The organism is Streptomyces sp. NPDC048484 (assembly GCF_040651415.1).
In the GTDB taxonomy this organism is placed as follows: domain Bacteria; phylum Actinomycetota; class Actinomycetes; order Streptomycetales; family Streptomycetaceae; genus Streptomyces.
The window spans coordinates 93,691-116,541 of record NZ_JBEZJY010000018.1; the positions used below are offsets into that span (position 1 = coordinate 93,691).

Below are 22,851 nucleotides of genomic sequence, written 5' to 3' on the forward strand. Positions count from 1 at the left end.
CCATGAGTGACGACGCCCCCACCACCGGCCAGGCCAGAACTCCGAACGCCGGCAAGAAGGCCAAGGACCTCAACGAGGTCATCCGCTACACCCTCTGGTCCGTGTTCAAGCTGCGTGACGTGCTTCCCGACGGCGCCGCGCGCGCCGGCTACGCGGACGAGGTGCAGGAGCTGTTCGACCAGCTCGCCGCCAAGGACGTCACGGTCCGCGGTACGTACGACGTCTCGGGGCTGCGTGCCGACGCCGACCTCATGGTCTGGTGGCACGCCGAGACCGCCGACCAGCTCCAGGAGGCGTACAACCTCTTCCGCCGTACGAAGCTGGGCCGCGCGCTGGAGCCGGTCTGGTCGAACATGGCGCTGCACCGGCCGGCCGAGTTCAACCGCAGCCACGTTCCGGCGTTCCTCGCCGACGAGACGCCGCGCGACTACATCAGCGTCTACCCGTTCGTACGCTCCTACGACTGGTACCTGCTGCCGGACGAGGACCGCCGCCGGATGCTCGCCGAGCACGGCAAGATGGCTCGCGGCTACCCGGACGTGCGTGCCAACACGGTCGCCTCGTTCTCCCTCGGCGACTACGAGTGGATCCTCGCCTTCGAGGCGGACGAGCTGTACCGCATCGTCGACCTCATGCGGCATCTGCGTGCGTCCGAGACGCGGCTGCATGTCCGTGAAGAGGTCCCGTTCTACACCGGCCGCCGCAAGTCCGTGGCAGAGCTGGTCGAGGGCCTCGCGTAGCAGGCCCCCGCGCCTTCAGGGGCGCGGGGAACTGCGCGACAAGCCCCCACCGGGCCGTGGTCGACGTACAACCCCTGCGGGGCCCGCCCCTGAAGGGGGCCCTTCTAGCGGCGAGGCGCGGCCGGGGCCGGTTCTTTGTGCGGGGCGCAGGATGCGTGGCCTGCGGGGAGTCGGCCCTGCAGCAAGTAGGCGTCGAGGTGGGCGTTGACGCACGCGCTGGCGCCCCCGCCGATGCCGTGCGTGCCGGCCCCCCGCTCGGTGACCAACACCGAGCCGGACAGGCGCCGGTGCGTCTCCAGCGCGCCGGTGTACGGCGTCGCCGCGTCCCGCTCGGCGGCCAGGATCAGCGTCGGCGGCAGCTCGCCGGGTGAGGTGCGGATGTCGAGCGGCCGGCTGCGCGGCAGCCGCCAGTAGGCGCACGGCAGGTTCATCCAGGTGTTGTCCCAGGTCTCGAAGGGCGCCACGCGGGCGAGGCGCGTGGCGTCGCGGTCCCAGGTGTGCCAGGCCCGTGGCCAGGGCGCGTCGTTGCACTCGACGGCCGTGTAGACGGCCTTGGCGTTCTCCTTCTCCTTCGCCGCCTCCGGCCGCGGTCCCGCCGCCTGCCGGACCAGCGGCTTCGGGTCGCCCTTCAGATACGCGGAGAGCGCCGGCGCGAGCCGCGGCCAGTAGTCGTCGTAGTACCCGGCCTGCAGGAACGCGCTCCGCAGCTGTTCCGGCCCGACCACGCCGCCTGCGGGCTCGGCCGCGAGCCGTGCCCTGGCCCGCTCGTAACTGCGCAGGACCTCCTCCGGTGTGCGGCCCAGCCCGTACACCTTGTGGTGCTTGGCCACCCAGGTGCGGAAGTCGGCCCAGCGGCCCTCGAAGGCGGCCGACTGGTCGAGGTTGTTCCGGTACCAGATCTTCGCCGGGTCCGGGTTCACGGCCGAGTCGAGGACCATCCGGCGTACGTGCGAGGGGAACAGCTCCGCGTACAGGGATCCGAAGTACGTGCCGTAGGACGCCCCCATGAAGGTCAGTTTGCGCTCGCCCAGGGCGGCGCGCAGGACATCCAGGTCGCGGGCGTTGTTGACCGAGGAGAAGTGCCTGATCGCGCGGCCCGAACGCTGGACGCAGCCGCGTGCGTACGCCTTCGCCTGTGCGATGCGCTCCTCCTTGTACGACTCCGAGGGGTGCGTCGGTGACTGGGAGGGTCCCTTGAGGAGCCGCTTCGGGTCCTGGCAGGACAGCGGCGCCGAGCGGCCCACTCCGCGCGGGGCGTAACCGACGAGGTCGTACGCCGACGCGATGCGCTTCCACTCCGGAATCATGCCGACCAGGGGGAAGTGCATGCCGGACGCGCCGGGGCCGCCCGGGTTGAAGACGAGCGCACCCTGTCGCGGCACGGACCGCTTCCCGTCCTTGCCGGTCGCCCGCACCCGGCTGACGGTCAGCTTGATCATCTTGCCGTCGGGGTGCGCGTAGTCGAGCGGGACCGTCACCGTGCCGCACTGCCGGGTGCCAGGGCCGTCCTGGTCCTTGGAACACGTCCCGAAGCGGATACCTTCGGCGGCGGCGCGTGCGGCGGCGATCGCCGTGCCGTGCTGTTCGGCCAGGCCGGACGAGGCCAGGCCGGACGAGGCCTGGATGTACGAGGTCTGGGTGTACGAGGCCCGGGCGCTGCCCGCGGGTACGGCGACGACAGCGGTCAGGACCAAAGATCCGGCAGTTCCGTAGAGGGTGGCAGCTCTCATCGCTTTTCCCTTCAGTGCGCGGCAGCTTCATGGCCGCAACAAAAGGGATATTTCGTTTGGGACTTGACGAAGTAAAGCACCGGCCCGCAGGTGTCGGCGCAATGACCCCGATGCGCGCCCGATTCGCTCCCTGCCCGCGCCGGTGGCGCCCCCAGACAGGCCCTAGAGGTGCGGTCCGCGGTGGCCGAAGGCCGCCCGCAGATTCGGTTCGCCGACCGCGCGGATGCCGCGTACGGCCACGGTGGTGAGGTAGGTACGGTCGTCGCTGTCGGTGGCCGCGCGGCGGGTCAGGGCGCTGAGCAGGCGCTGTCCGGCCGGGGACGCCCAGCGGGTGTAGGGGTGGACCTCGATCCGTGCGATGGCGAGACAGCTCATGGTGAGGATGAGGGGGAGCGCGAACCAGACGGCCACCAGCGCCCGCTCGTACTGGGCCTGGGAGGGCATCAGCAGGGCCGTGGCGGCCAGCACCAGTACGGCGGCCGCCGCCGACCGCACCTGGCGCACGGCGCCCGCGACGGTGGTGCGCGCGCCGTCCGGCACTGCGAGGCCCGCCGCGACGAGACGGTCGGCGAGGGCGCGTACGGACTCCGCGGCGGCAGCGCTCGTACGGACCGGCGCTATCCGCGACTGTCCGTCCGGGCCTATCGCGCCCGGTACCGACCGCTCCATCTCGTCCCGGCCACGCGGGTCCACGACGGTCGCCCAGCCGGTGTGGGCGAGCAGCAGCCGGCGTTGGCGGGCCATCGACACGAGTGTCAGATCGGCGACCCGGGCGGGGCCGCCCGACAGGAACGCGGCCTCGTAGAGCGTCAGGCCGCGTCCGTGGAGCGTGTGCGTGTCGTCCGCGGCGGCGGCGCGGACGGAGGCCAGGCACAGACGCGTACAGGCCGTGCCGGCCGCGGCCCAGGCCAGGAGGAGGAGAAGGACCCAGAGCATGCGGGATTTCTATGCGAAGGGGGCCCGGCCGCGCCATGGCTTGTGCACAATTTGGGCGATGCATCACCACTGTGTGACGTTTCGGGTCAGCGCCCCTCCGATTTCCGGGGCTTCTTGTCCGCGCCCTCCGGCTGCTCCTCGGGCGGCGGGCTGCTCGCGGCCGGTGGCAGGGAGTAGGTCGGCGAGGGAGGGCGCGCGGTGGGCGAGGGCCTGGCGGGGACGGGCGGACTGGGCGAGGCCCGCGGACCGGGCGGCGCGGGGGAGTTGGTGAGCGGGGGCGCGCTCGCGGAGGCCGCCTCCTGCGCCAGGGCGTCGAAGTCGACGAGACCGGTGTCCTCCAGGACGGTGATGTGGTCCAGCACCGTGGTGTTCGCGTCGTCGGCGAGGTCGCGGACGAGCGAGTTGCGGGTGTTCGCGCGGATCTGGGCGACCAGACCGAACACCTTGCCGTGCGCGCTGCGGAGGATGTTCGCGAACTGCCTGTCGTACTCCCCGCTCCGTGTTGTGTTCAGCGTGTCGAGCCAGGCCCGTTGCTGATCGTTGGGCTGGTTGGGCAGTTCGAGGCCGAGCCGCGCCGCCACGTCGCGTACGCGCGCGTCCAGGAACGTGTGGCCCTCGACGAGGTGCTCGCCTGCCGTCCTCACGGCCTTGGTGGTGCCGCGCTCCTCGGCCTGCTGGCCGGCGGGCAGCTCCCACAGGCCCGCGAGCCGGACCTTCGTGACGAACTCGCGGTCCAGCGCGGACAGTGGGCCGAACCTCGTCGACACGGTCGTGGCGTTCAGCGTGTCCGCACCCGTGCCCGACCGGTCCGCGTACGACCAGATCGGAAAGACCAGCGCCGCGAGGGTCGCCGTCAGAGCCGCAATGATGAGCCCGGTGCCGCTGAACAGCCGGCGGCTGTTGATGGATCGCATGGTGCCTCCTGTTGCGGCACCGCACGTTAGTGCGCTTCTGGTGTGAGTTGGAATATTACTTCGCCGAGTACGCCAACTGCGGTACGGGTTTGGACGAATGCGGTGCACGACCCGGACGGACCTGTGAAGGCGGTGTTCCCGCAGGCGGGGACGGTGCTGTGGGCGGCTCGTCGGCGATCGGTGGGGCCTTGCCCGCCCCGGCGCGTGCCCTGTGCGTACGGGCCGTTGTGCGCCGACTGGGTGCGCGCCCGCGCGGCCCGGCCGTCGCGGGACGGCGCTGAACAGCCACGGAACCCGCGTCCCTGTACGCGTGCGGGCACTCCTGTCGCCCAGTGAGCGACATCACGGGTGACGAAGGCCTTCTACGCTCCCCGTCGACCGGATCTCAACGCCTCAGCAGGACCCGCCGGGTGGCGCGTGCGAGCCGGGCCGCAGGGTGCTTCGACAGCGGTGCGGGGCCCGACCGCTCCAGCCACCAGTCGCTCAGCCTCCGCCGCACGTCCGCGCCCGTGTCCGCGCCTGTGTCTGCGTCCGTTTCTGTGTCCGTGTTCGGGGTGGTTTCCGCGAGGCGTCCGTCGAACAGCAAGTACTCGGCGAAGTCCAGCGCGTCCCGCCGGTAGCCGTCGGTCATCGGGTGGCCTTGCGCGTACGCCAGGAAGGTCTTCCGGTAGGACCCGGTCAGGATCTCGGGCAGTTCCGGGGCGACCTTGGCCACCACGTCGGCCCGCTTTCCGGCCAGCGCCCGGGCCTGCACGGCCAGCCGGTTCCGGTCGAACCCCTCGGGCACGGGCGTTCCGGCGACGAGGGCGGACAGCAGGGCGGCCTGAGCCAGTGCGAGGCGCTGGCGGGCGGGGTCGGTGGGCGGCTGCGCCGGCGGGCCCTCACCGGGGGCCGGAGCGCTGTCGGTCTTCGGGGCGCCACCGTTCTTCGGGGTGCTGCCGGTCCTCGGGGCGCCACCGGTACCCGTGGTGCCGCCGGTCTTCGCGGGCGCGGCTGCTCGGGGCGTGGCTGCTCCGGACGCGGCCGCCTTCTCCACCGTCTCGCGGATCGCCGTCAGTTCGCGCTCCAGCTCGGCCGGCGCGGGGAAGTTCTCGTCGCGCTCCAGGAGCACGCCCGGCGGGCGGACCCGGGAGGCCAGTTCGGCGAGAACGTCCAGGACCGCCTCGGGTACGGCGTGCCCGTGGCTGTCGTGCCAGACGCCGTCGCGCTCGAAACCACCGGCGACATGGACGTACGCGATGGCCTCAACGGGCAGTTCGTCGAGCGCCTCGGCGGGGTCCTCGCCGCGGTTGACGCGGTTGGTGTGGAGGTTGGCCACGTCGATGAGGAGGCGTACGCCGGTGCGGTCGACCAGGTCGTACAGGAACTGGCCCTCGGTCATCTCCTCGCCGGGCCAGGAGATCAGCGCCGCGATGTTCTCCACCGCGAGCGGCACGGGCAGCGCGTCCTGGGCGATACGGATGTTCTCGCACAGGACGTCGAGGGCGTCCCGGGTGCGGGGGACGGGCAGCAGATGCCCGGCCTCCAGAAGCGGCGAGGCGGTCAGCGCCCCGCCCGCCCGGACGAACGCGATGTGCTCGGTGACCAGCGGGGAGCCGAGGGCCTCGGCACGGGCCGCCAGGTCGGCGAGCTTCTCCCCGGCGGGGCGGTCCGCGCCGCCGAGCCCGAGCGACACCCCGTGCGGAACCACCGTGACGCCGCGCTCACGCAGCCGCAGCAGCGATTCGGGGAGATGCCCAGGGCAGATGTTCTCGGCGACGGCCTCGACCCAGTCGATACCCGGCATGCTCTCCACGGCATCGGCGATCTCCGGCCGCCACCCGATTCCCGTACCCAGGTGCTTCATCGTCCCCTCCTTCACCACGGCTTCACCAGGACCTGTGTGTCGTCTCCTTCGACGGACGTGTCTTCCGGCGGATGTGTCTTCCGGTGTGACCGGGTCATGGCCCCGGCGAGCGGGGCCGAACCCATCGGCGGGGACGTTCAGAGCAACATTTGAGGTTCGGAGCTTCACTGCGAAGAGGCGGAGACTTCCGGGTCCTCGGGGTCGGGCCGGTTCGTGCCGACCGTGCCGGGCTCGCCCGGGAAGGGTCGCGTAGCTGCACTGGTGCCTCCGGGGATCTCCCAACTTGTCGTCGGGAACCTGTACTTGGCCGGCGCCAGAGGATACGTACGGGACGGCGGAGCCGTTCAACGGTTCATGTCTGCTCCGTCATCGCCCGTCCTCCCGCGAGCCGTCCTCCTGCGGGCCGTCCTCCCGCGGGCCGTCCACGGTCCGCCTACCGCCGGCCGAGGCGCAGCGCCGGATGGTCGGCGACCACCGTGCACGAGCCCGGTGCGATCTCCGTGAAGCCGGCGTCGCGAACCAACGGCAGTCCGCTCGTGGTGAGTTGCTCCCACCGTTCGGGACCGGCCGTGCGGACGGCGAGCGGGAAGCCCGCCTCGCGCCAGGCCGAGCGGTCCTCGCCCGACAGCTCCCACCAGGCCAGCTGGGCGCCGTGGCCCGCCTGTGCCATCGCCTTGCCGGCCGACATGTCCAGGTCCGGGCTCAGCCACAGCACGGGCGTGGCCGCGTCGGTGTCCGCCGGCGGCTCCGGGTCGTCGAGGTCCGTGCCGGAGACCTGGAGACGGGCCAGGTCCTTGGGCCACCCGTCCAGCGGGACCGGCGGGAAGACGCGGACCTCTGCCGACTTGCCGGTGACGGTGATGCCGGGCAGCGACTCCGCCCGACGCCACTCGGCGCCGCGGGCCCGCCGGACGACCTTGCGGATCCGGGCGTCCTGCCAGTCCCGGACGGCCTGCGCCCACTCGCCCTCGCCGAGCGACCGCTCGTCGCCGAGGAGGACCAGGACGGCACGGGCCGCGGTCTCCAGCGCGTCCGTACGCGCCGGCGGTTCGTTCCGTTCGATACGGACGACCAGCGGCAGCACGAACTGCGGTGCCTCGTCGCGGGCGGTCCGCTCGTCACGGAAGGGGCTCTCCTGGGTTTCGGCCCCGGAAGCGGCCGTGCTCTCGTCGCTGCTCACGGCCCCAGTCTGCCAGGCGGAAGATCGGCGGCTCCGGGAGGTTCCGTGCGCGGACGTGCTGTTGCGGGGCGTCGGGCGCAGCTCCCGTCGCCCCGCAGGGGGCGCCAGGAGCTGCAGGGGCCGCCAGGGCTGCGGGGGCTATGCCGCGTCGAGGCGGGACAGTTCCTCGTCCGACAGCTTCAGGTTCGCGGCGGCTGCCGAGTCGCGGGTCGTCTCCGGGCGGGAGGAGCCCGGGATCGGGATGGTCACCGGGGCCTTCGCCAGGATCCATGCCAGGCACACCTGCTGCGGGCTCACTCCGTGTTCGGTCGCCACGTCGGCGAACACGGCGTAACGCGACCCCAGTTCGGCGGCCTTCGAGATGCCGCCCAGCGGGCTCCACGGCAGGAACGCGATGCCCAGTTCCGCGCACAGCTCCAGTTCCGGCTCGCTGGAGCGGAAGGCGGGCGAGAACTGGTTCTGCACGCTGACCAGCCGGCCGCCGAGAATCTCGTTGGCCTGCCGGATCTGGTCGGGATCGGCGTTGGAGATGCCGGCGAAGCGGATCTTGCCCGCGTCCAGCAGGTCGCGGATCGCGCCGACCGACTCCGCGTACGGGACCTTGGGGTCCGGCCGGTGGAACTGGTAGAGGCCGATGGCCTCGACGCCGAGCCGCCCGAGCGAGGCGTCGCAGGCCTGCTTCAGGTACTCGGGCGAGCCGTTCAACGTCCAGGAGCCGTCGCCCGGACGCAGATGGCCGCCCTTCGTCGCGATGAGCACGTCCGAGGTGTCACCGCCGTACGCGGCCACCGCGCGGGCGATCAGGGACTCGTTGTGGCCGACCTCGTTCGCGTCCCGGTGGTAGGCGTCAGCGGTGTCGATGAGCGTGACGCCCGCGTCCAGCGCCGCGTGGACGGCCGCGACCGACCGTTCCTCGTCCGGGCGGCCCTCGATGGACATGGGCATCCCGCCCAGACCGATCGCTCCGACCCGGACGTCACCGATGGTGCGTGTCTGCATGGAGATCCTTCCTGGGAACTTGTTCGTTACGCCCCAGCGTCCACCGTGACGTTTTTGCCGTCCAACAAGAGAAACCGATCGCTTTGAGCGGCCCCGGTGATGAATCGGAGCACGGAGTCAGAGCAGCTCCGACACCTTCACGAACCGGTACCCGCGCTTCCGCAGCTCGGGAACGATCGTCCGCAGGGCCTTCTCGGTCACCGGGGCCGCGCTGCGCGTGCAGTGCATGACGACCACGGAACCGGGCCGCACGCCGTCCAGCACCTCGTGCGCCACGGCCCCCGCGTCCGTCGCGAAGGCGTCCCCGCTCACCACGTCCCACTGCACGGCCGTCACACCGGTGGCGCTCAGCGCCTTGAGGGCCCGGCGGTCGTAACATCCGCCCGGGAACCGGAAGTACGGCATCGGGTGCGCGATCCCCGCCTTGCGGAAGGCGGCGAAGGCCCGCTCCACGTCCGCCCGCATCCGTGCCGCGGGGACGGTCGGCAGTCCGTAGCAGTCCTCGGTGAAGGCGTGGTGACTGTAGGAGTGGTTCGCGACCTCGAAGAGGGAGTCACGCCCGATGGCACGCGCCTGCCGGGGATACTCCTCGGCCCAGCGCCCCGTCATGAACACGGTCGCCGACACCTTCAGCCGGCGCAGTGTCCGGATCAGCCGAGGGTTGTCGAAACGCTCCCCGGCAGCCGCCCGAGCCCCTTGGTCGGCCGTCATGTCGGCGTCGAAGGTCAGCGCGACGGTCTTGTCGCGCTTGTCATGCTTATTGTACTTTACGTGCTTTCCGTGCTTGTCGTGCCTGTCGTGCGCCCGGGGCGCACGCGTGAAGACCGGGGTCAGCCCGCCCGGGCCCGGGGCGAGGGTGGGTGGCCGGGAGGGGGCGCCGGCGGCGGACGTGGGGACCGTCGCGGCGCGGGGGCCTTCGGGAGCGCCGCAGGCCGCCGTGAGAGCGGCGGCACCCAGTACGCAGGCCGTGGTGACTCTCCGTGTGAAGGTGTTCACAGCCGTGACAATAATCGGACCAATGCGAAAAGCCGGTCATATCGCTTTCGGTGTCGAGCGCGGGACCGAGCTCCTCAGTCCTCTTCAGCCCTCCTCCTGCAGGCGCCTCCGGCAGGCCTCCACGTCGAAGTCCGGCTCCGGGTACTGCGGATCCATGGCCTTCAGGTGTTCCAGCAGCAGACGGCTGATCGCCCAGTTCCGGTACCACTTGCGGTCGGCGGGGACGAGGTACCAAGGGGCGGCGTCCGTGGCGCAGCGTTCGAGGGCGATCTCGTACGCCTCCTGGTAGGCGGGCCACAGGGCGCGTTCCTCGATGTCCGCGGGGCTGAACTTCCAGAGCTTGCGCGGGTTCGCGAGGCGGCGCAGGAGACGGCGGCGCTGCTCCTCGTACGAGATGTGCAGGAAGCACTTCACGACCGTCACGCCGTCGTCGGTGAGGGACCGCTCGAACTCGTTGATCCGGTCGTAGCGGGACTCGATCTCGGAGCGCGGGGCCAGCTCGCGGACGCGCCCGATGAGGACGTCCTCGTAGTGCGAGCGGTCGAAGATGCCGAGCTCACCGTGGTGGGGGAGCCGCTTCCTGACCCGCCACAGGAAGTCGTGCTCCAACTCCTCAGGAGTCGGCGCCGTGAACGGCCGGACCCGGCAGCCGACGGGATTGAAGAGGCTGGCGACGTGCTTGACCGTGCCGCCCTTCCCGCTGGTGTCCATGCCCTGGAGCACCAGGAGGACCCGGCGACGGTCACCGGCGGTGCTCGCCGCCCAGAGCCGTTCCTGGAGGCCGGCGAGGGGCACGCCCATCCGGGCGACGGCCTCCAGACCGTCGGTCTTGGATCTCGGGGCCGTGGCGCCGCCGGGGGTCGCCGAGGCGTCGTACGAGGAGAGGGAGACACGTGCGCCGACGGGGACACGCAGCAGGTCGCGCATCACGGTGTCCTCGACCTGGTGTTTCCGGCCGCTGCCGGCCCGCTCGGCCATCGCGTGTCCCTTCGGGGTTTCGGGGTGGTTCGGTCGCGGACGGACCACGGAGGGGACTCTCGGGAGAGCCCCCTCCGTGGCGGGGCGGCTACCTCTGCCAGGGCCCTGTCACCGCGAACGTCGTCCCCGGCGTGTAGCAGTTCACATACATCGTCCTGCCGTCCGGGGAGAAGGTGACGCCCGCGAACTCGCCCCACTCCGGGGCGTCCGGGGTGCCGATGTTCTGCCGGTTGCGGGCCATCGGGTACACCTCGCCGCGCCGGGTCACGCCGTACACGTGCTGCGCCCCACCGCCGTCCTCGCAGACCATGAGGCCGCCGCTGGGGGCGAGGCAGATGTTGTCGGGGGACTCGCCGGGCAGCTGTACGTCGGTGTCGGGGCCGAAGACGATCACCAGGGTGAGCCGGCGGGCACCGGGTTCGTAGCGCCAGATCTGGCCGTAGTGGTCGGCCGCCGAGCCCTCGCTGCTGTGCGCGAAGGAGGAGACGAAGTACACCGATGAGCCGCCCCAGTAGCAGCCCTCCAGCTTCTGCGCGTGGGTGATGCCCTTCGGGCCGAAGTCCTGGTCGCGGATGGGAGTTCCGGCCGCCAGCGGGTCCGGCACATCCACCCACTCGATACGGTCGAAGGTCGCGCCCGTCTCCTGGATCGAGGAGAGGTCCGGTACGCCCGGTACGCGCATCGCCTGCAGCCGGCCGCCCGCGCGGAGCGAACCGCGGCCGCCCTCAGGCTTGTTGGGCAGGAAGCGGTAGAAGAGGCCGAAGGGCTTGAGGAAGGCGTCCTCGGTCTCGTAGACGACGCCGCGCTTCGGGTCGACGGCGATCGCCTCGTGCTGGAAGCGGCCCATCGCGGTGAGGGGCACCGCGCCGGTGCGGTGCGGGTCCACCGGGTCGACCTCGAAGATGAAGCCGTGGTCCTTGGTGTAGCCGTTCGTGCCGGCCTTGTCCTCCGTCTCCTCGCAGGTCAGCCAGGTACCCCAAGGGGTGTGCCCACCGGCGCAGTTGACGGCCGTACCGGCGATCGCAACCCGCTCGCCGACCACGTTCCCGTGGGGGTCGAGGGTCAGCGCCGTACAGCCGCCCTTGCCCATCGAGTCGTAGGTGAGACCGTCGACCGTCGGGACCGGGATCTTGCCGGTGACGCGGTTCTCGTGGTTGCGGACCAGGTGGACGCGGCCGTTTCTGCCACCGAAGGCGGCCATGCCGTCATGGTTGCTGGGCACCTGGCCCTCGCCGGAGCGGAGCTGGTCGCCCTCGCGGGACAGGACCCGGTATCGGAAGCCTTTCGGCAGATCGAGCAGGCCTTCCGGATCGGGGAGCAGAGGGCCGTATCCGGAGTGGCCCAGAGCGGCGGCCGTACCCGTGAAGAGCTCCGAAACGGCTCCGGTGAAGGCGATGCCCACCCCCAGAGCTCCGGAGCGGGCCAGCACTTCGCGTCGTGTTGCGGACATGGGGCAACCTTCCTGTTGGCGGACAGGAGAACGTGACCCGCCTGTGTGTATCACGCGGTCGTAATCACGTGAACCACGCGCGTAGCAGTGGCGTCCCCACGGGCCGTCAGATGACCCGGACAGCCCGAACGGCCCGTTGGGGGACTCCTGACGAGTCCCCCAACGGGCCATGGGTCACGGGGTGCCTACGAGGAGGCGCCTACCGAGGCGGTGACCTTCACCGGCTCGGTCCCGGTCGCGCTGTGCCGCTGCGCCCAGTTCTCCAGCGCCGTCCGGCACGCGTGGTCCAGGTGGTGGAGCCCGGACAGGTCCAGCTCCACGGGACGGTCCTGGGGCAGCGCCTCCAGGCTGTCGAGGATCTTCGGCAGCCGCAGGAAGGTGGCGTTGCCCGACAGGTACGCCTGCACCGGTCCTGCCCCCTTGTCGATGATCTCCAGCTTGAGGTGCGAGGCCTCCCAGGCGGTCTTGGCGACGGCGAGCGCGAGCCCGATCAGCACGCCCTCGAACATGCTCACCGCGACGATCGACACGGCGGTGACCACCAGGATCAGCGCCTCGCCCCGGTGCTCACGCCACAGCGCCACGATCCCGCGCAGCGGGATCAGCTTCCAGCCCGCGTGCACCAGGATGCCCGCGAGCGCGGGCAGCGGGATGTAGGCGAGTACGGCCGGCAGCAGCGCCGCGAACAGCAGCAGCCACACACCGTGCAGCACCCGGGACGCCTTCGTCCGGGCGCCCGCGCTCACGTTCGCCGAGCTGCGGACGATCACGGCGGTCATCGGCAGCGCGCCGAGCAGCCCGCAGACCGTGTTGCCCGCGCCCTGCGCCATCAGTTCCTTGTCGTACTCGGTGCGCGGCCCGTCGTGCAGCCGGTCCACGGCGGCGGCGCTGAACAGCGACTCCGCCGAGGCGATCAGCACGAAGGCCAGGACCGTGCCGAGCATGCCCACACTCGCCAGTCCGCCGAGGGCTTCCAGTCCCGGCAGCTGGATCGAGTCGAGCAGCCCCGTCACCTTCACCGTCGCCACGGGCAGGTCGAACGCCAGGGTCGCCAGCGTGGCGAGCGCCACCGCGGCGAGCGCCCCCGGCACCGTACGGACCTTCTGCGGCAGGTGCTTCCACAGCACGAGTACGGCGATGGTGGCGGCGCCGAGCCCGAAGGACGTCATCGCCGTGGTGGACCCGGCGGAGTCGGCGACAAGACCCGGCAGTCCGGCGAGCTTGCCCAGGCCCGAGGCAGGGGCCTCCATGCCGGCCACCGAGTAGAGCTGGCCCGCGATCAGGACCAGCCCGATGCCCGCCAGCATGCCCTCGACGACGGCCACCGAGATGGCCCGGAAGTAGCGCCCCAGCTTGAGCGCGCCCATGCCGAGCTGGATGAGTCCGGTGGCCAGGACGATGACACCGAGCGCGGCCAGTCCGTACTCGCGCACCGCCTCGAAGACCAGCACGGTCAGACCCGCGGCCGGGCCCGAGACCTGCAGGCTGCTGCCGGGCAGGAACCCGGTGACAAGACCGCCCACGATGCCGGTGATCAGGCCGAGTTCGGCGGGCACGCCCGACGCCACGGCGACGCCCACGCACAGCGGCAGAGCCACCAGGAAGACGACGAGCGAGGCGGCGAAGTCCTGCTGCCAGTGAGGGAACTTCATTCGCTTGCCCGGGCCCGTCCGGCCGGTGGTCGCGGCCGTGCCCGCCGCGGCGCTCACAGCGCCTCGAAGGAGTCGGAGCGGACGTCGTGCGTGAGGACGGAGCCGGTGTGGACCTCGTAGAACCATCCGTGCAGGCGGAGCAGACCGGTTGACAGGCGTCGTTCCACGCAGGGGTACGAGCGCAGCCGCAGGAGCTGCGTCAGGACGTGGTTCTGCACGGCCTCGGTGACGGTCGGGTCCTCGACGGCGCCTTCGGGCCGAGGGGTCGAGTGCGTGAGCCAGTCGCGTACGGCGGGTACGGCCGTCAGGTCGTCGCCGCGTACCAGCGCGCCGACGGCGCCGCAGTGGGAGTGGCCGCAGACGACGATGTCCGAGACTCCGAGCACCTCCACCGCGTACTCGACGGTGGCGGCCTCGCTGGTGGGCTGCGAGGAGGTGTGCGGGGGGACGATGTTGCCCGCCGTACGCAGTTCGAAGAGTTCACCGGGCCGGGCTCCGGTGATCAGGGCCGGGACGACCCGCGAGTCGGAGCAGGTGATGAACAGAACCTGCGGGGACTGGCCTTCGGCGAGGCGGGCGAACTCCTCCGGGCGGTCCACGGACTGCCGGCGGAAGGAGCGTGCGTGATCGATGAGGGGCTGCATGTGTCAGTTCCTCCTGGCGCGCGTGAGGGCGCGTCGGCTTACAAAAAGGGAGCGGATGCGGGTACGGCGAGATGACCCCACGTCGACGCGCTCGGCGGACGTGGCGTGGTGAGGGGTGGGTCAGGTCGGAGTCGCTTCGTGCCCGGTGGCCGTCTCTCAGCAGCGGAAAACTTGCAGTACCGCTGTGGAGTGCGCTGTCGAGGATCTCGTCGTACGGTGATGCGCCGCGGGGGCCGCGGTGTGCGACGGGTCCTCGTGACCGACCGTGACGACCTTCCAGAGCAGGGGACGCACGGAGGTCGGGACGACGTGGTCCGTGGCACGGATCCGGTCGCGGGTGCGCAGAGGGCCGGTCGGGCCGTGCGAGTGCATGGTGTCGGCACAGGTGACGAACTCGGACTCGGCCTCAGGACCGATGAGCTGCGTCGTATGCGCGGATGCGAACGCTGTGGCGGGGGCGGAGAGCTGCAGGGCCAGCAGGACGGCGGCGAGAAGGGCGAACAGCGTCCGGGCCGTCGTACCTCGTCGCATGGTCCCCCTCTCGGCCGGTTTCAGGTCACGTACTCCCGCATCGACATCAACGCTAACGCGGGAAGTTGTTTGCTTGGTTAACTTAACGTTTCACCCTGAAGAGAGCCTGAAGAGGGCTGAAGAGCATCGGTGGCAGGCCGAAAAGGGTGGGTGGCGGGCCGGGTGGTCAGGCTCTTACGAGCCCTTTGCCGTCCCGCGCCAGTGCCGTGAGCCGGGAGATCGCGCGGAAGTACTTCTTGCGGTAGCCGCCGCCCAGCATCTCCTCGCTGAACAGCCGGTCGAAGGGCTGCCCCGAGGCGAGTACCGGCACTTCCCGGTCGTAGAGACGGTCGGCGAGGACCACGAGACGCAGCGCGGTGGACTGGTCCGGAACCGGCTGTACGTCCGTGAGGCAGACCGCCTCGATCCCGTCCGTCAGCGCGCCGTACCGGCTGGGGTGCACCCGGGCCAGATGGTCGAGCAGATGCGGGAAGTCGTCGAGCGAGGCGCCCGGCGTCGCGTACGCGGCCTGCGTGACCTGCTCGTCCGAGTACGGGGCCGGGGCCTCGGGCAGCCCGCGGTGGCGGTAGTCCTCACCGTCGATGCGCAGCGACCGGAAGTGGGCCGACAGGCCCTGGATCTCGCGCAGGAAGTCGACCGACGCGAACCGGCCCTCACCGAGCTTGCCCGGCAGCGTGTTGGAGGTCGCGGCGAGCGCCACACCCGACTCGACCAGCCGGCCGAGCAGGCTGGAGACGAGGACGGTGTCGCCCGGGTCGTCGAGCTCGAACTCGTCGATGCACAGGAGCCGGTGTCCGCTCAGCGTCCGCACGGTCTGCTGGAAGCCGAGCGCGCCGACCAGGTTCGTCAGCTCCACGAACGTGCCGAAGGCCTTGAGCGAGGGCTCCGCCGGGGTCGCGTGCCAGAGGGAGGCGAGCAGGTGCGTCTTGCCGACGCCGTAGCCACCGTCGAGGTAGACACCACGGGGGCCGGCCGGGGCTTTCACCGGCTTCCTGCCGAAGCCGAGGAAACCGCGCTTGCCCGCGGCGGTGGGGTGTGTCCCGCCGAGACCCGCCGCGAAGCTGTCCAGGACACGGACGGCCTCGGTCTGGCTCGGCTGGTTCGGATCCGGGATGTACGTGGAGAAACGCACCGAGTCGAAGCGCGGTGGCGGCACCATCTCGGCGACCAGCCGGTCCGCGGGAACGCGCGGCTCGCGGGCGCACAGGGACGACGGGGTCGCGTCGGCTATCGGGCCGGAACCGGAACCGGAGGCGGTGGTGGAGGTTGACACGGTTGCCCACTCTACGTCTCGTGCCAGACTGCACGACATGCGACGCCTGTTCCCTGTGACCGACGAGACAGCATCCCCGGCCTCGGGCGGGGCACCGGGTACGGAGACGCCGGACCACGAGACGGCGGACCGGGAGAGGGTGGACAGGGAGTGGGGGCTCGACGAACTGGCCGAGGCGTACGCCTACCCTCCGGCCGCCGCGGGGCCCGCGGGACCTCAGCCCTGGCTGCGGGCCAACATGGTCTCCACGCTCGACGGAGCCGCCCAGCACGACGGGCGTTCGCAGCCGATCTCCAGCGCCGCCGACATGCGGATCTTCGGCACGTTGCGGGGGCTCGCGGACCTCGTGGTGGTCGGTGCGGAAACGGTACGCCAGGAGGGTTACCGGCCCGCGCGGGCACGAGAGGACTTCGCCGCGCTCCGTCGGGCGGCGGGGCAGGGTCCGGCGCCCGCGATCGCCGTGGTGAGCGCGAGTCTCGACCTGGACTTCTCGCTTCCGCTCTTCACCTCGCCGCTGCTTCCCACGCTCGTGCTGACGGGGGCCGCGGCGGCGCCCGACCGGATCGCGGCCGCCGAGAAGGCGGGCGCGCGGGTCGTGATCGCGGGCGACGGTATGGGGGTGGATCCTGCACGGGCCGTCCGCGCACTCGCCGACCTGGGCATGCTGCGGCTCCTGACCGAGGGCGGGCCCCGGCTGCTCGGCCAGCTGGTCGCGGCCGGGGTCCTCGACGAGCTCTGTCTGGCGATGTCCCCGATGCTCACCGCGGGGGACGCCCAGCGCATCGCCGGCGGCCCCCCGGTGGCAGTGCCGAAGCGATTCGAACTGACGTCTCTACTGGAGGAGGCCGGGTTCCTCTTCAGCCGTTACCGTCGGACCTGATCGAACGAGATGGAATCACGCGTTCCGTTTCGCTTTCGCCGGGCACACTGAAAGTCGCAGTCTCCGGACAACCGGACAAGAAGGGCGTTTATCGTGTTCACGAGCGTATTGATGATCGAGAAGGCGCTTACGTCCGAGGACGTGGAGTTCGTCACCACGTTGCACGGCGACGAGGACGTCGCCTTCCACGTACTGCTCCAGCCCCGGGGCGACCAGGCGGACCGGCTGCTGCGGGCGATCGACGACGTGGCGCTCGGCGAGCTGGACGAGGCGGCCCGCGAGCATGAGACGCCCGAGGGCGAGGAGGCCGCAGGGCAGGGGCAGCGCGCCCTCGACGTGTCGCTGGTGGCGCTGCGGGCGACCGGCAGCGAGGCGAAGGGGCGGTTGATCGAGGACCATCCGCTGGACGCGCTGAAGGGTCTGGTCGGCGAGATCGGCGCGGACGAGGTCATCGTGCTGACCGATCCCCATTACGTGGAGGAGTTCTTCCACCGTGACTGGGCCTCGCGGGCGCGGCACAAGGTGGGGGTGCCCGTGCTGAAGCTCTTCTCCCACAGCAAGGCGTGACGCTGTGGCCCTTGAGGGACCGCTGTCGCCGCACCCAATAAGCTGGGGCCGCTCACCGTCGTAGCCGAACCCTGGGAGAAACACGTATGGCACCCGGCCTTCCTACCGCCATGGACCGACCGCACTTCATCGGCATCGGCGGCGCCGGGATGTCGGGCATCGCGAAGATCCTCGCGCAGCGCGGGGCCGCGGTGGCGGGCAGTGACGCGAAGGAGTCCGCGACCGCCGAGGCGCTGCGCGCGCTGGGTGCCACGGTCCACATCGGGCACGCCGCCGGCCACCTGGCGTCCGACGCCACCTGCGTGGTCGTCTCCTCGGCGATCCGCGCGGACAACCCGGAGCTGGCCCGCGCCGCCGAACTGGGCATCCCGGTCGTCCACCGCTCGGACGCCCTCGCCCGCCTGATGGACGGCCTGCGTCCGATCGCGGTCGCCGGCACGCACGGCAAGACCACCACGACGTCGATGCTGGCGGTCTCCCTGTCGACCCTGGGCCTGGACCCCTCGTACGCGATCGGCGGCGACCTCGACGCCCCCGGGTCCAACGCCCTGCACGGCGACGGCGAGATCTTCGTGGCAGAGGCGGACGAATCGGACCGCAGCTTCCACAAGTACGCGCCCGAGGTGGCGATCGTGCTGAACGTGGAGCTGGACCACCACGCCAACTACGCGTCCATGGACGAGATCTACGAGTCCTTCGAGACGTTCGCCGGCCGGATCGTGCCCGGCGGCACCCTGGTGATCGCCGCGGACCAGCAGGGCGCGCGCGAGCTGACGCGGCGGCTGCCGGACGGCCTCCGGGTGGTGACGTACGGCGAGTCCGAGGACGCGGACGTGCGGGTGCTGTCCGTGGTCCCACAGGGTCTGAAGAGCGAGGTGACCGTCGAGCTGGACGGTTCCCGTCTCACCTTCACGGTCTCGGTGCCCGGCCGCCACTACGCGCACAACGCGGTCGCGGCGCTCGCGTCGGGCGCGGCCCTGGGTATCCCCGCGCAGGAGCTGGCCCCCGCTCTCGCCTCGTACACGGGCGTGAAGCGGCGCCTGCAGCTCAAGGGCGAGGAGGCGGGCGTGCAGGTCATCGACTCGTACGCGCACCACCCGACGGAGATGGCGGCCGACCTTGAGGCGATGAAGGCGGCCGCCGGTGACTCCCGCATCCTGGTCGTCTTCCAGCCCCACCTCTTCTCGCGCACCCAGGAACTGGGCAAGGAGATGGGCCAGGCCCTGTCCCTGGCGGACGCCTCGCTGGTCCTGGACATCTACCCGGCCCGCGAGGACCCGATCCCGGGCGTCACGAGCGAGCTGATCATCGAGGCGGCCCGGGCGGCGGGCGCGGACGTGACGCCGGTGCACGACACGTCACAGGTACCCGCGCTGGTGGCGGGAATGGCGAAGCCCGGTGATCTCGTTCTCACCATGGGCGCGGGAGACGTGACGGACCTCGGACCCGAGATCCTGACCCGCCTGTCGAAGCAGTCGCACCTGTAGTGATCTGTAGCGAGGGGTTGAACAACATGTCGTACGACATCGAGAAGCCGGACGAGCAGTGGCGTGCGGAGCTGAGCCCGGCCGAGTACGCCGTCCTGCGCCAGGCCGGCACGGAGCCGGCGTTCCGCGGCGAGTACACCGACACCAGGACGAAGGGCGTGTACTCCTGCCGGGCCTGCGGCGCCGAGCTCTTCACCTCCACGGAGAAGTTCGAGTCGCACTGCGGCTGGCCCTCCTTCTACGACCCGAAGGACTCCGACGCCGTCGAGCTGATCGAGGACCGCTCGCACGGGATGGCGCGGACCGAGGTGCGGTGTTCCCGCTGCGGATCGCACCTGGGCCACGTCTTCGAGGGCGAGGGCTACGCGACCCCGACCGACCAGCGGTACTGCATCAACTCGATCTCGCTGACGCTGACCTCGGCCGAGGACTGACGCGGACTTAGGGCCTGTCGGCGCTGCTCAACCACTTGTTGACCCACCCTGGATGCCGGCATGTGGTCGATTGAAGTATTCTTCAATTGACCACATGCCACATCGCATGTCGGAAGGGTCAGGCGTCTGCGGAGTGAGTGGAGGCGTGCGGTGAGTGGGAGCGAGGGCTGGAACAAGCGCGGGGTGGTGTTCCGGTTCTTGGTCCATCCGTTCGGAACTCATCTTTTCGCCGGGTTTGTCTGGGCGCTCTTCTCTGTGGGGCAGCACGCGCATCAGTGAGTTGTTCGGCGGGAGAAGCGGGGCCGGGGGCTGCCCGTTCGGGGTGGGCCAGGTCGGGACTGAGTGGGAGAGGGGCTGATGGCGGTGCCGATTCCGCTGTATCAGGCGAAGGCGGAGTTTTTCCGGATGCTGGGTCATCCGGTGCGGATCCGGGTGCTGGAGCTGTTGCAGGACGGGCCGATGCCGGTGCGTGATCTGCTGACGCAGATCGAGGTGGAGCGTTCGAATCTGTCCCAACAGCTGGCCGTGCTGCGGCGCTCGGGCATCGTAACGGCAACGCGGGAGGGCGACACGGTGATCTATGCCCTGGCAGGGGGGGATGTCGCGGAGCTGATGCGTGCCGCGCGGCGCATCCTGACCGAGTTGCTGTCGGGGCAGCAGGGCCTGCTGGCCGAACTGCGCGAGGCCGATCGTGACGTGACGGTGAAGAGCGCGTGAGTACTCCCGGTGCGACCGGGAAGGCCGCTCGGCTGGTGCGTGAGCGGCTGCTGGGTGTGCTGCCCGACCGGCGGATCCTGGCGACCATGGGCCGTTCTCCGCGCAAGGACCTCCTCGCGGGGCTGACGGTCGCCGTGGTGGCGTTGCCGCTGGCTCTGGGGTTCGGGATCTCCTCGGGGGCCGGCGCTCAGGCGGGGCTGGTCACGGCAGTGATCGCCGGTGCGCTCGCGGCGGTCTTCGGCGGATCCCACCTGCAGGTGTCGGGCCCCACCGGCGCGATGACCGTGGTCCTGGTACCCATCGTGCACCAGTACGGCGTCAACGGGGTGCTGACGGTCGGTCTGCTGGCCGGAGTGGCCCTGGTGGTGCTGGCCCTGCTGCGTGCGGGCCGTTTCATGGCGTATGTTCCGGTGCCGGTGGTGGAGGGCTTCACTCTGGGCATCGCCGCCGTGATCGCTCTCCAGCAGATTCCCGGCGCGCTCGGCGTCAAGACACCGCCGGGTGACAATCCGGCCGTGGTCGCGTTCGCCGCGGCCGGTGACTTCGCCGCCCACCCGAACACTGCGGCGCTCGCGATCACGGTCGCCGTGGTGACGGTGCTGCTGGTGGGCGCGCGCCGCTGGCCCGCGGTCCCTTTCTCTCTGCTCGCGGTGGCCGCCGCCACTGTCGTTGTCCCGCTGCTGCATCTGCACGTGGCCACGATCGGGCATCTGCCCGCGGGGATCCCGGCGCCTTCCCTGGGATTCCTGGCTCCCTCGACGGTTCCCTCGCTGCTGCCCTCGGCGCTGGCCGTGGCGGCGCTCGCCGCGCTGGAGTCGCTGATGGCGGCGACCGCCGCCGATGCCATGAGCGTCTCGGAGCGGCACGACTCGGACCGGGAACTGTTCGGCCAGGGTCTGGCCAACCTCGTCGTGCCCCTGTTCGGCGGTGTCGCGGCGACCGGAGCCATCGCGCGGACGGCTGTCAACGTCCGCTCCGGAGCGGCCTCGCGCCTTGCCTCACTGACCCACGCAGGCGTACTCGCAGTGATCATCTTCGCTGCCGCACCGCTCGTCGGGGGGATCCCGCTCGCGGCGCTGGCCGGTGTGCTGATCGCCACCGCGTTCCGCATGGTCGAGGTCGGCTCCCTGCGGGCACTGTCCCGCAGCGGCCGGGGCGAGGCCCTGATCCTGACCCTGACCGCGGTCGCCACCCTGGCATTCAACCTGGTCACCGCGGTGATCGCGGGGCTGGTCGTGTCCGGCGTGCTGGCGCTGCGCGCGGTGTCACAGGCCGCCCGGATCGAGGAAGTGGCCCTGCACGAGGGTCTGGCACCGGCCGACCACCACCGGGAGGAGCAGGAGCTGCTGGCCGAGCACATTGTGGCCTACCGTCTGGACGGGCCGCTGCTGTTCGCCGTCGCCCACCGCTTCCTGCTGGAGCTGACCGAGAGCACACAGCTCAAGGTGGTGATCCTGCGGATGTCGCGGGTCAGCGCCATGGACGCCTCCGGCGCCCGGGTACTCGGCGACGCGATCGACAAACTCACCCGGCACGGTGCGCTGGTCCTCGTCTCCGGGATCCGCGACGTACACCGCCCCCGCCTGGACGCCCTGGGCATCCTGGACGCCCTGCATACCGACGGCAGGGTCTTCCCCTCCACCCCGCAGGCCATCGCCTACGCCCGCGCCCACCTGCACGGCGTGGGACTGCTGCCCCACCAGCCCTCCGACCCCACCACCCCGGAGCCCGCGAGAGCGGGATGAGCCGGCCCGCACACCGCTCCCGCGCACGTGCCCGTGACGACGATGGAAGAGGACACCGGTGCGCTTCGAGGTCACCCACTACCTGTCCGGTCATGACGCCCCCACCAGCACCCTGACCGACGCCGCCGGGGTCGGCGCCCTGCTGGCCCGGGCCGAGACCCTCGGAACACGCCTGCACGTCCGCCCCCGCCCCCGCAGCGCGGGATCGGCGGCCTCCACCATCCGCGCCACCCTCCCGCACAGGGCGCTGTTCCTTCGCTTCCCCGCCGGTGAGGCCGAGCACCGAACCGACACGCCGTGAGCCCACCCGCCCGCCACAGAGAGCCGACAGCATGACAATCAAGTGGCACTACCAGACTCTGCCCGGCGTCGGGCTCCTGTCCCTGGCCGGCTACCTGGGCCACGACACCACCGGCCGTTTCTCCGGCGCCATGGGCTGGGCCCTCGCCCGAGGACACGGCCCCCTCCTCCTGGACGTGAGCGCCCTGTACGGCTGGTCTCCCGCCGGACAGGACATCGTCCACGCCGCAGCCCTGCGCGCGGCCGAACACCAACGCCCCCTGGAACTGGCCGGGCTACCGGTCAGCGGGGTCCCGCTGGCCTCCGGCGCCGGTCCTCAGATCCGCACCCACGCGGCTCTGGCCGAAGCCCTGGACGCCCACCACATCCCCGAGCCCCACCAACAGTCCGCTCTGCGGCAATTGAGGACGACAGGATGGCACGACACCCCCGCCTCCCCCGGTCCGTGACCCGCACACCTCACCCCGGCAACCGGAACTGCTCACCCGGCCGACAGACGCCCTTTCCCGAACCGGAGACACCTGTGCCCTACCAGCCTCCCAATGACACCGACCACCAGCTGGCCGAGGCCGCCGACCTGCTGCACAAGGCCCGCGCGGCGGGAGACAGCGCCGAGGTCGCGCGGTTGATGGGCTGGATAGACCAGCGCCTGGACCAGCGCTTGGAAGCCGGCCGGGACTGATCGCCGGCGCAGCTTCGCACCGTGCCGTTCCCACGGTCCGGGAGCCAGCCCCCCCCCGGGCCGTGGGAACGACCCCCCACCAGCAAGGAAGTGACCTACGACCACCATCCAGGCCCAGGAACCCACCGCTGCCGACGTCATGACCCCCGCCGACCTTCAGACCAGCGACC

The 22,851-nt window shown here is 71.1% G+C and carries 24 protein-coding genes; 11 read left to right on the forward strand and 13 right to left on the reverse strand.

Annotated features, from left to right (window positions below):
• Nucleotides 1-2: 2 nt before the first annotated feature.
• On the forward strand, nucleotides 3-740 hold the full coding sequence (gene hemQ / locus AB0D14_RS19650; RefSeq protein ID WP_362780583.1) for a hydrogen peroxide-dependent heme synthase: 738 nt from the start codon (nucleotides 3-5) through the stop codon (nucleotides 738-740).
• Between the two features lie 104 nt (nucleotides 741-844).
• Here hemQ and AB0D14_RS19655 read toward each other — a convergent pair whose 3' ends face one another.
• From AB0D14_RS19655 to zapE, 13 genes are all read right to left on the reverse strand, one after another.
• Nucleotides 845-2,470, reverse strand: coding sequence for an alpha/beta hydrolase (locus AB0D14_RS19655; RefSeq protein ID WP_362780586.1), 1,626 nt, complete (start codon nucleotides 2,468-2,470; stop codon nucleotides 845-847).
• A 162-nt stretch (nucleotides 2,471-2,632) separates the two neighbouring features.
• The gene (locus AB0D14_RS19660) at nucleotides 2,633-3,406 is read right to left on the reverse strand and encodes a TIGR04222 domain-containing membrane protein (RefSeq protein WP_362780588.1); all 774 of its coding nucleotides are present in this window, start codon (nucleotides 3,404-3,406) and stop codon (nucleotides 2,633-2,635) included.
• 86 nt (nucleotides 3,407-3,492) lie between these two features.
• Complete coding sequence (locus AB0D14_RS19665; protein ID WP_362780589.1) at nucleotides 3,493-4,320, reverse strand: DUF4142 domain-containing protein; 828 nt, start codon at nucleotides 4,318-4,320, stop codon at nucleotides 3,493-3,495.
• Nucleotides 4,321-4,705: 385 nt separating this feature from the next.
• Nucleotides 4,706-6,166, reverse strand: coding sequence for a DUF692 domain-containing protein (locus AB0D14_RS19670; protein WP_362780591.1), 1,461 nt, complete (start codon nucleotides 6,164-6,166; stop codon nucleotides 4,706-4,708).
• 433 nt (nucleotides 6,167-6,599) lie between these two features.
• Nucleotides 6,600-7,346: a peptidyl-tRNA hydrolase gene (locus tag AB0D14_RS19675; protein ID WP_362780594.1), complete on the reverse strand. Its 747-nt coding sequence runs from the start codon at nucleotides 7,344-7,346 to the stop codon at nucleotides 6,600-6,602.
• Nucleotides 7,347-7,484: 138 nt separating this feature from the next.
• Complete coding sequence (locus AB0D14_RS19680; protein ID WP_362780595.1) at nucleotides 7,485-8,345, reverse strand: aldo/keto reductase; 861 nt, start codon at nucleotides 8,343-8,345, stop codon at nucleotides 7,485-7,487.
• A 117-nt stretch (nucleotides 8,346-8,462) separates the two neighbouring features.
• Entirely contained in the window at nucleotides 8,463-9,341 is an 879-nt protein-coding gene (locus AB0D14_RS19685; RefSeq protein ID WP_362780598.1) for a polysaccharide deacetylase family protein, read from the reverse strand.
• An 84-nt stretch (nucleotides 9,342-9,425) separates the two neighbouring features.
• Complete coding sequence (locus AB0D14_RS19690) at nucleotides 9,426-10,319, reverse strand: PPK2 family polyphosphate kinase (RefSeq protein WP_362780760.1); 894 nt, start codon at nucleotides 10,317-10,319, stop codon at nucleotides 9,426-9,428.
• Between the two features lie 88 nt (nucleotides 10,320-10,407).
• Entirely contained in the window at nucleotides 10,408-11,769 is a 1,362-nt protein-coding gene (locus AB0D14_RS19695; protein ID WP_362780600.1) for a PhoX family protein, read from the reverse strand.
• 185 nt (nucleotides 11,770-11,954) lie between these two features.
• Nucleotides 11,955-13,421: a SulP family inorganic anion transporter gene (locus AB0D14_RS19700; RefSeq protein WP_362780762.1), complete on the reverse strand. Its 1,467-nt coding sequence runs from the start codon at nucleotides 13,419-13,421 to the stop codon at nucleotides 11,955-11,957.
• Between the two features lie 53 nt (nucleotides 13,422-13,474).
• Nucleotides 13,475-14,065: a carbonic anhydrase gene (locus AB0D14_RS19705; RefSeq protein WP_362780602.1), complete on the reverse strand. Its 591-nt coding sequence runs from the start codon at nucleotides 14,063-14,065 to the stop codon at nucleotides 13,475-13,477.
• A 156-nt stretch (nucleotides 14,066-14,221) separates the two neighbouring features.
• Nucleotides 14,222-14,596 (reverse strand): hypothetical protein, encoded by a 375-nt coding sequence (locus AB0D14_RS19710; protein WP_362780605.1) that lies wholly within the window; start codon nucleotides 14,594-14,596, stop codon nucleotides 14,222-14,224.
• Between the two features lie 166 nt (nucleotides 14,597-14,762).
• Nucleotides 14,763-15,908, reverse strand: coding sequence for a cell division protein ZapE (gene zapE, locus AB0D14_RS19715; RefSeq protein ID WP_362780606.1), 1,146 nt, complete (start codon nucleotides 15,906-15,908; stop codon nucleotides 14,763-14,765).
• Between zapE and AB0D14_RS19720 the strand changes: the two genes are divergently transcribed.
• From AB0D14_RS19720 to AB0D14_RS19765, 10 genes are all read left to right on the forward strand, one after another.
• A complete protein-coding gene (locus tag AB0D14_RS19720; protein ID WP_362780608.1) occupies nucleotides 15,907-16,749 on the forward strand; it encodes a pyrimidine reductase family protein in 843 nt (280 codons plus the stop codon). The two genes, zapE and AB0D14_RS19720, sit on opposite strands and share 2 nt — an antisense overlap.
• A gap of 93 nt (nucleotides 16,750-16,842) precedes the next feature.
• On the forward strand, nucleotides 16,843-17,316 hold the full coding sequence (locus AB0D14_RS19725; protein WP_362780611.1) for an indole-3-glycerol phosphate synthase: 474 nt from the start codon (nucleotides 16,843-16,845) through the stop codon (nucleotides 17,314-17,316).
• A gap of 86 nt (nucleotides 17,317-17,402) precedes the next feature.
• Nucleotides 17,403-18,803 carry a UDP-N-acetylmuramate--L-alanine ligase gene (murC, locus tag AB0D14_RS19730; protein WP_362780612.1) on the forward strand — a complete coding sequence of 467 codons (1,401 nt, stop codon included), beginning with the start codon at nucleotides 17,403-17,405 and terminating at the stop codon, nucleotides 18,801-18,803.
• Nucleotides 18,804-18,829: 26 nt separating this feature from the next.
• Complete coding sequence (gene msrB, locus AB0D14_RS19735; RefSeq protein WP_362780614.1) at nucleotides 18,830-19,237, forward strand: peptide-methionine (R)-S-oxide reductase MsrB; 408 nt, start codon at nucleotides 18,830-18,832, stop codon at nucleotides 19,235-19,237.
• A 150-nt stretch (nucleotides 19,238-19,387) separates the two neighbouring features.
• On the forward strand, nucleotides 19,388-19,516 hold the full coding sequence (locus tag AB0D14_RS19740) for a DUF6126 family protein (RefSeq protein WP_362780616.1): 129 nt from the start codon (nucleotides 19,388-19,390) through the stop codon (nucleotides 19,514-19,516).
• An 84-nt stretch (nucleotides 19,517-19,600) separates the two neighbouring features.
• Complete coding sequence (locus AB0D14_RS19745) at nucleotides 19,601-19,954, forward strand: metalloregulator ArsR/SmtB family transcription factor (RefSeq protein ID WP_362780763.1); 354 nt, start codon at nucleotides 19,601-19,603, stop codon at nucleotides 19,952-19,954.
• Between the two features lie 86 nt (nucleotides 19,955-20,040).
• Nucleotides 20,041-21,699 (forward strand): SulP family inorganic anion transporter, encoded by a 1,659-nt coding sequence (locus AB0D14_RS19750; protein ID WP_362780766.1) that lies wholly within the window; start codon nucleotides 20,041-20,043, stop codon nucleotides 21,697-21,699.
• A 58-nt stretch (nucleotides 21,700-21,757) separates the two neighbouring features.
• Nucleotides 21,758-22,000, forward strand: coding sequence for a hypothetical protein (locus AB0D14_RS19755; RefSeq protein WP_362780619.1), 243 nt, complete (start codon nucleotides 21,758-21,760; stop codon nucleotides 21,998-22,000).
• Nucleotides 22,001-22,031: 31 nt separating this feature from the next.
• The gene (locus tag AB0D14_RS19760; RefSeq protein ID WP_362780621.1) at nucleotides 22,032-22,448 is read left to right on the forward strand and encodes an anti-sigma factor antagonist; all 417 of its coding nucleotides are present in this window, start codon (nucleotides 22,032-22,034) and stop codon (nucleotides 22,446-22,448) included.
• A gap of 74 nt (nucleotides 22,449-22,522) precedes the next feature.
• On the forward strand, nucleotides 22,523-22,681 hold the full coding sequence (locus AB0D14_RS19765) for a hypothetical protein (RefSeq protein ID WP_362780624.1): 159 nt from the start codon (nucleotides 22,523-22,525) through the stop codon (nucleotides 22,679-22,681).
• Nucleotides 22,682-22,851 lie beyond the last annotated feature (170 nt).

Excerpts from the sequence above, each read along its gene's own strand:
- hemQ (WP_362780583.1), top strand. The coding sequence starts at position 3 with ATGAGTGACGACGCCCCCACCACCGGCCAGGCCAGAACTCCGAACGCC.
- AB0D14_RS19655 (WP_362780586.1), bottom strand. The coding sequence starts at position 2,470 with ATGAGAGCTGCCACCCTCTACGGAACTGCCGGATCTTTGGTCCTGACC.
- AB0D14_RS19660 (WP_362780588.1), bottom strand. The coding sequence starts at position 3,406 with ATGCTCTGGGTCCTTCTCCTCCTCCTGGCCTGGGCCGCGGCCGGCACG.
- AB0D14_RS19665 (WP_362780589.1), bottom strand. The coding sequence starts at position 4,320 with ATGCGATCCATCAACAGCCGCCGGCTGTTCAGCGGCACCGGGCTCATC.
- AB0D14_RS19670 (WP_362780591.1), bottom strand. The coding sequence starts at position 6,166 with ATGAAGCACCTGGGTACGGGAATCGGGTGGCGGCCGGAGATCGCCGAT.
- AB0D14_RS19680 (WP_362780595.1), bottom strand. The coding sequence starts at position 8,345 with ATGCAGACACGCACCATCGGTGACGTCCGGGTCGGAGCGATCGGTCTG.
- AB0D14_RS19690 (WP_362780760.1), bottom strand. The coding sequence starts at position 10,319 with ATGGCCGAGCGGGCCGGCAGCGGCCGGAAACACCAGGTCGAGGACACC.
- AB0D14_RS19695 (WP_362780600.1), bottom strand. The coding sequence starts at position 11,769 with ATGTCCGCAACACGACGCGAAGTGCTGGCCCGCTCCGGAGCTCTGGGG.
- AB0D14_RS19700 (WP_362780762.1), bottom strand. The coding sequence starts at position 13,421 with ATGAAGTTCCCTCACTGGCAGCAGGACTTCGCCGCCTCGCTCGTCGTC.
- AB0D14_RS19705 (WP_362780602.1), bottom strand. The coding sequence starts at position 14,065 with ATGCAGCCCCTCATCGATCACGCACGCTCCTTCCGCCGGCAGTCCGTG.
- AB0D14_RS19710 (WP_362780605.1), bottom strand. The coding sequence starts at position 14,596 with ATGCGACGAGGTACGACGGCCCGGACGCTGTTCGCCCTTCTCGCCGCC.
- AB0D14_RS19720 (WP_362780608.1), top strand. The coding sequence starts at position 15,907 with ATGCGACGCCTGTTCCCTGTGACCGACGAGACAGCATCCCCGGCCTCG.
- zapE (WP_362780606.1), bottom strand. The coding sequence starts at position 15,908 with ATGTCGTGCAGTCTGGCACGAGACGTAGAGTGGGCAACCGTGTCAACC.
- murC (WP_362780612.1), top strand. The coding sequence starts at position 17,403 with ATGGCACCCGGCCTTCCTACCGCCATGGACCGACCGCACTTCATCGGC.
- msrB (WP_362780614.1), top strand. The coding sequence starts at position 18,830 with ATGTCGTACGACATCGAGAAGCCGGACGAGCAGTGGCGTGCGGAGCTG.
- AB0D14_RS19750 (WP_362780766.1), top strand. The coding sequence starts at position 20,041 with ATGGGCCGTTCTCCGCGCAAGGACCTCCTCGCGGGGCTGACGGTCGCC.
- AB0D14_RS19760 (WP_362780621.1), top strand. The coding sequence starts at position 22,032 with ATGACAATCAAGTGGCACTACCAGACTCTGCCCGGCGTCGGGCTCCTG.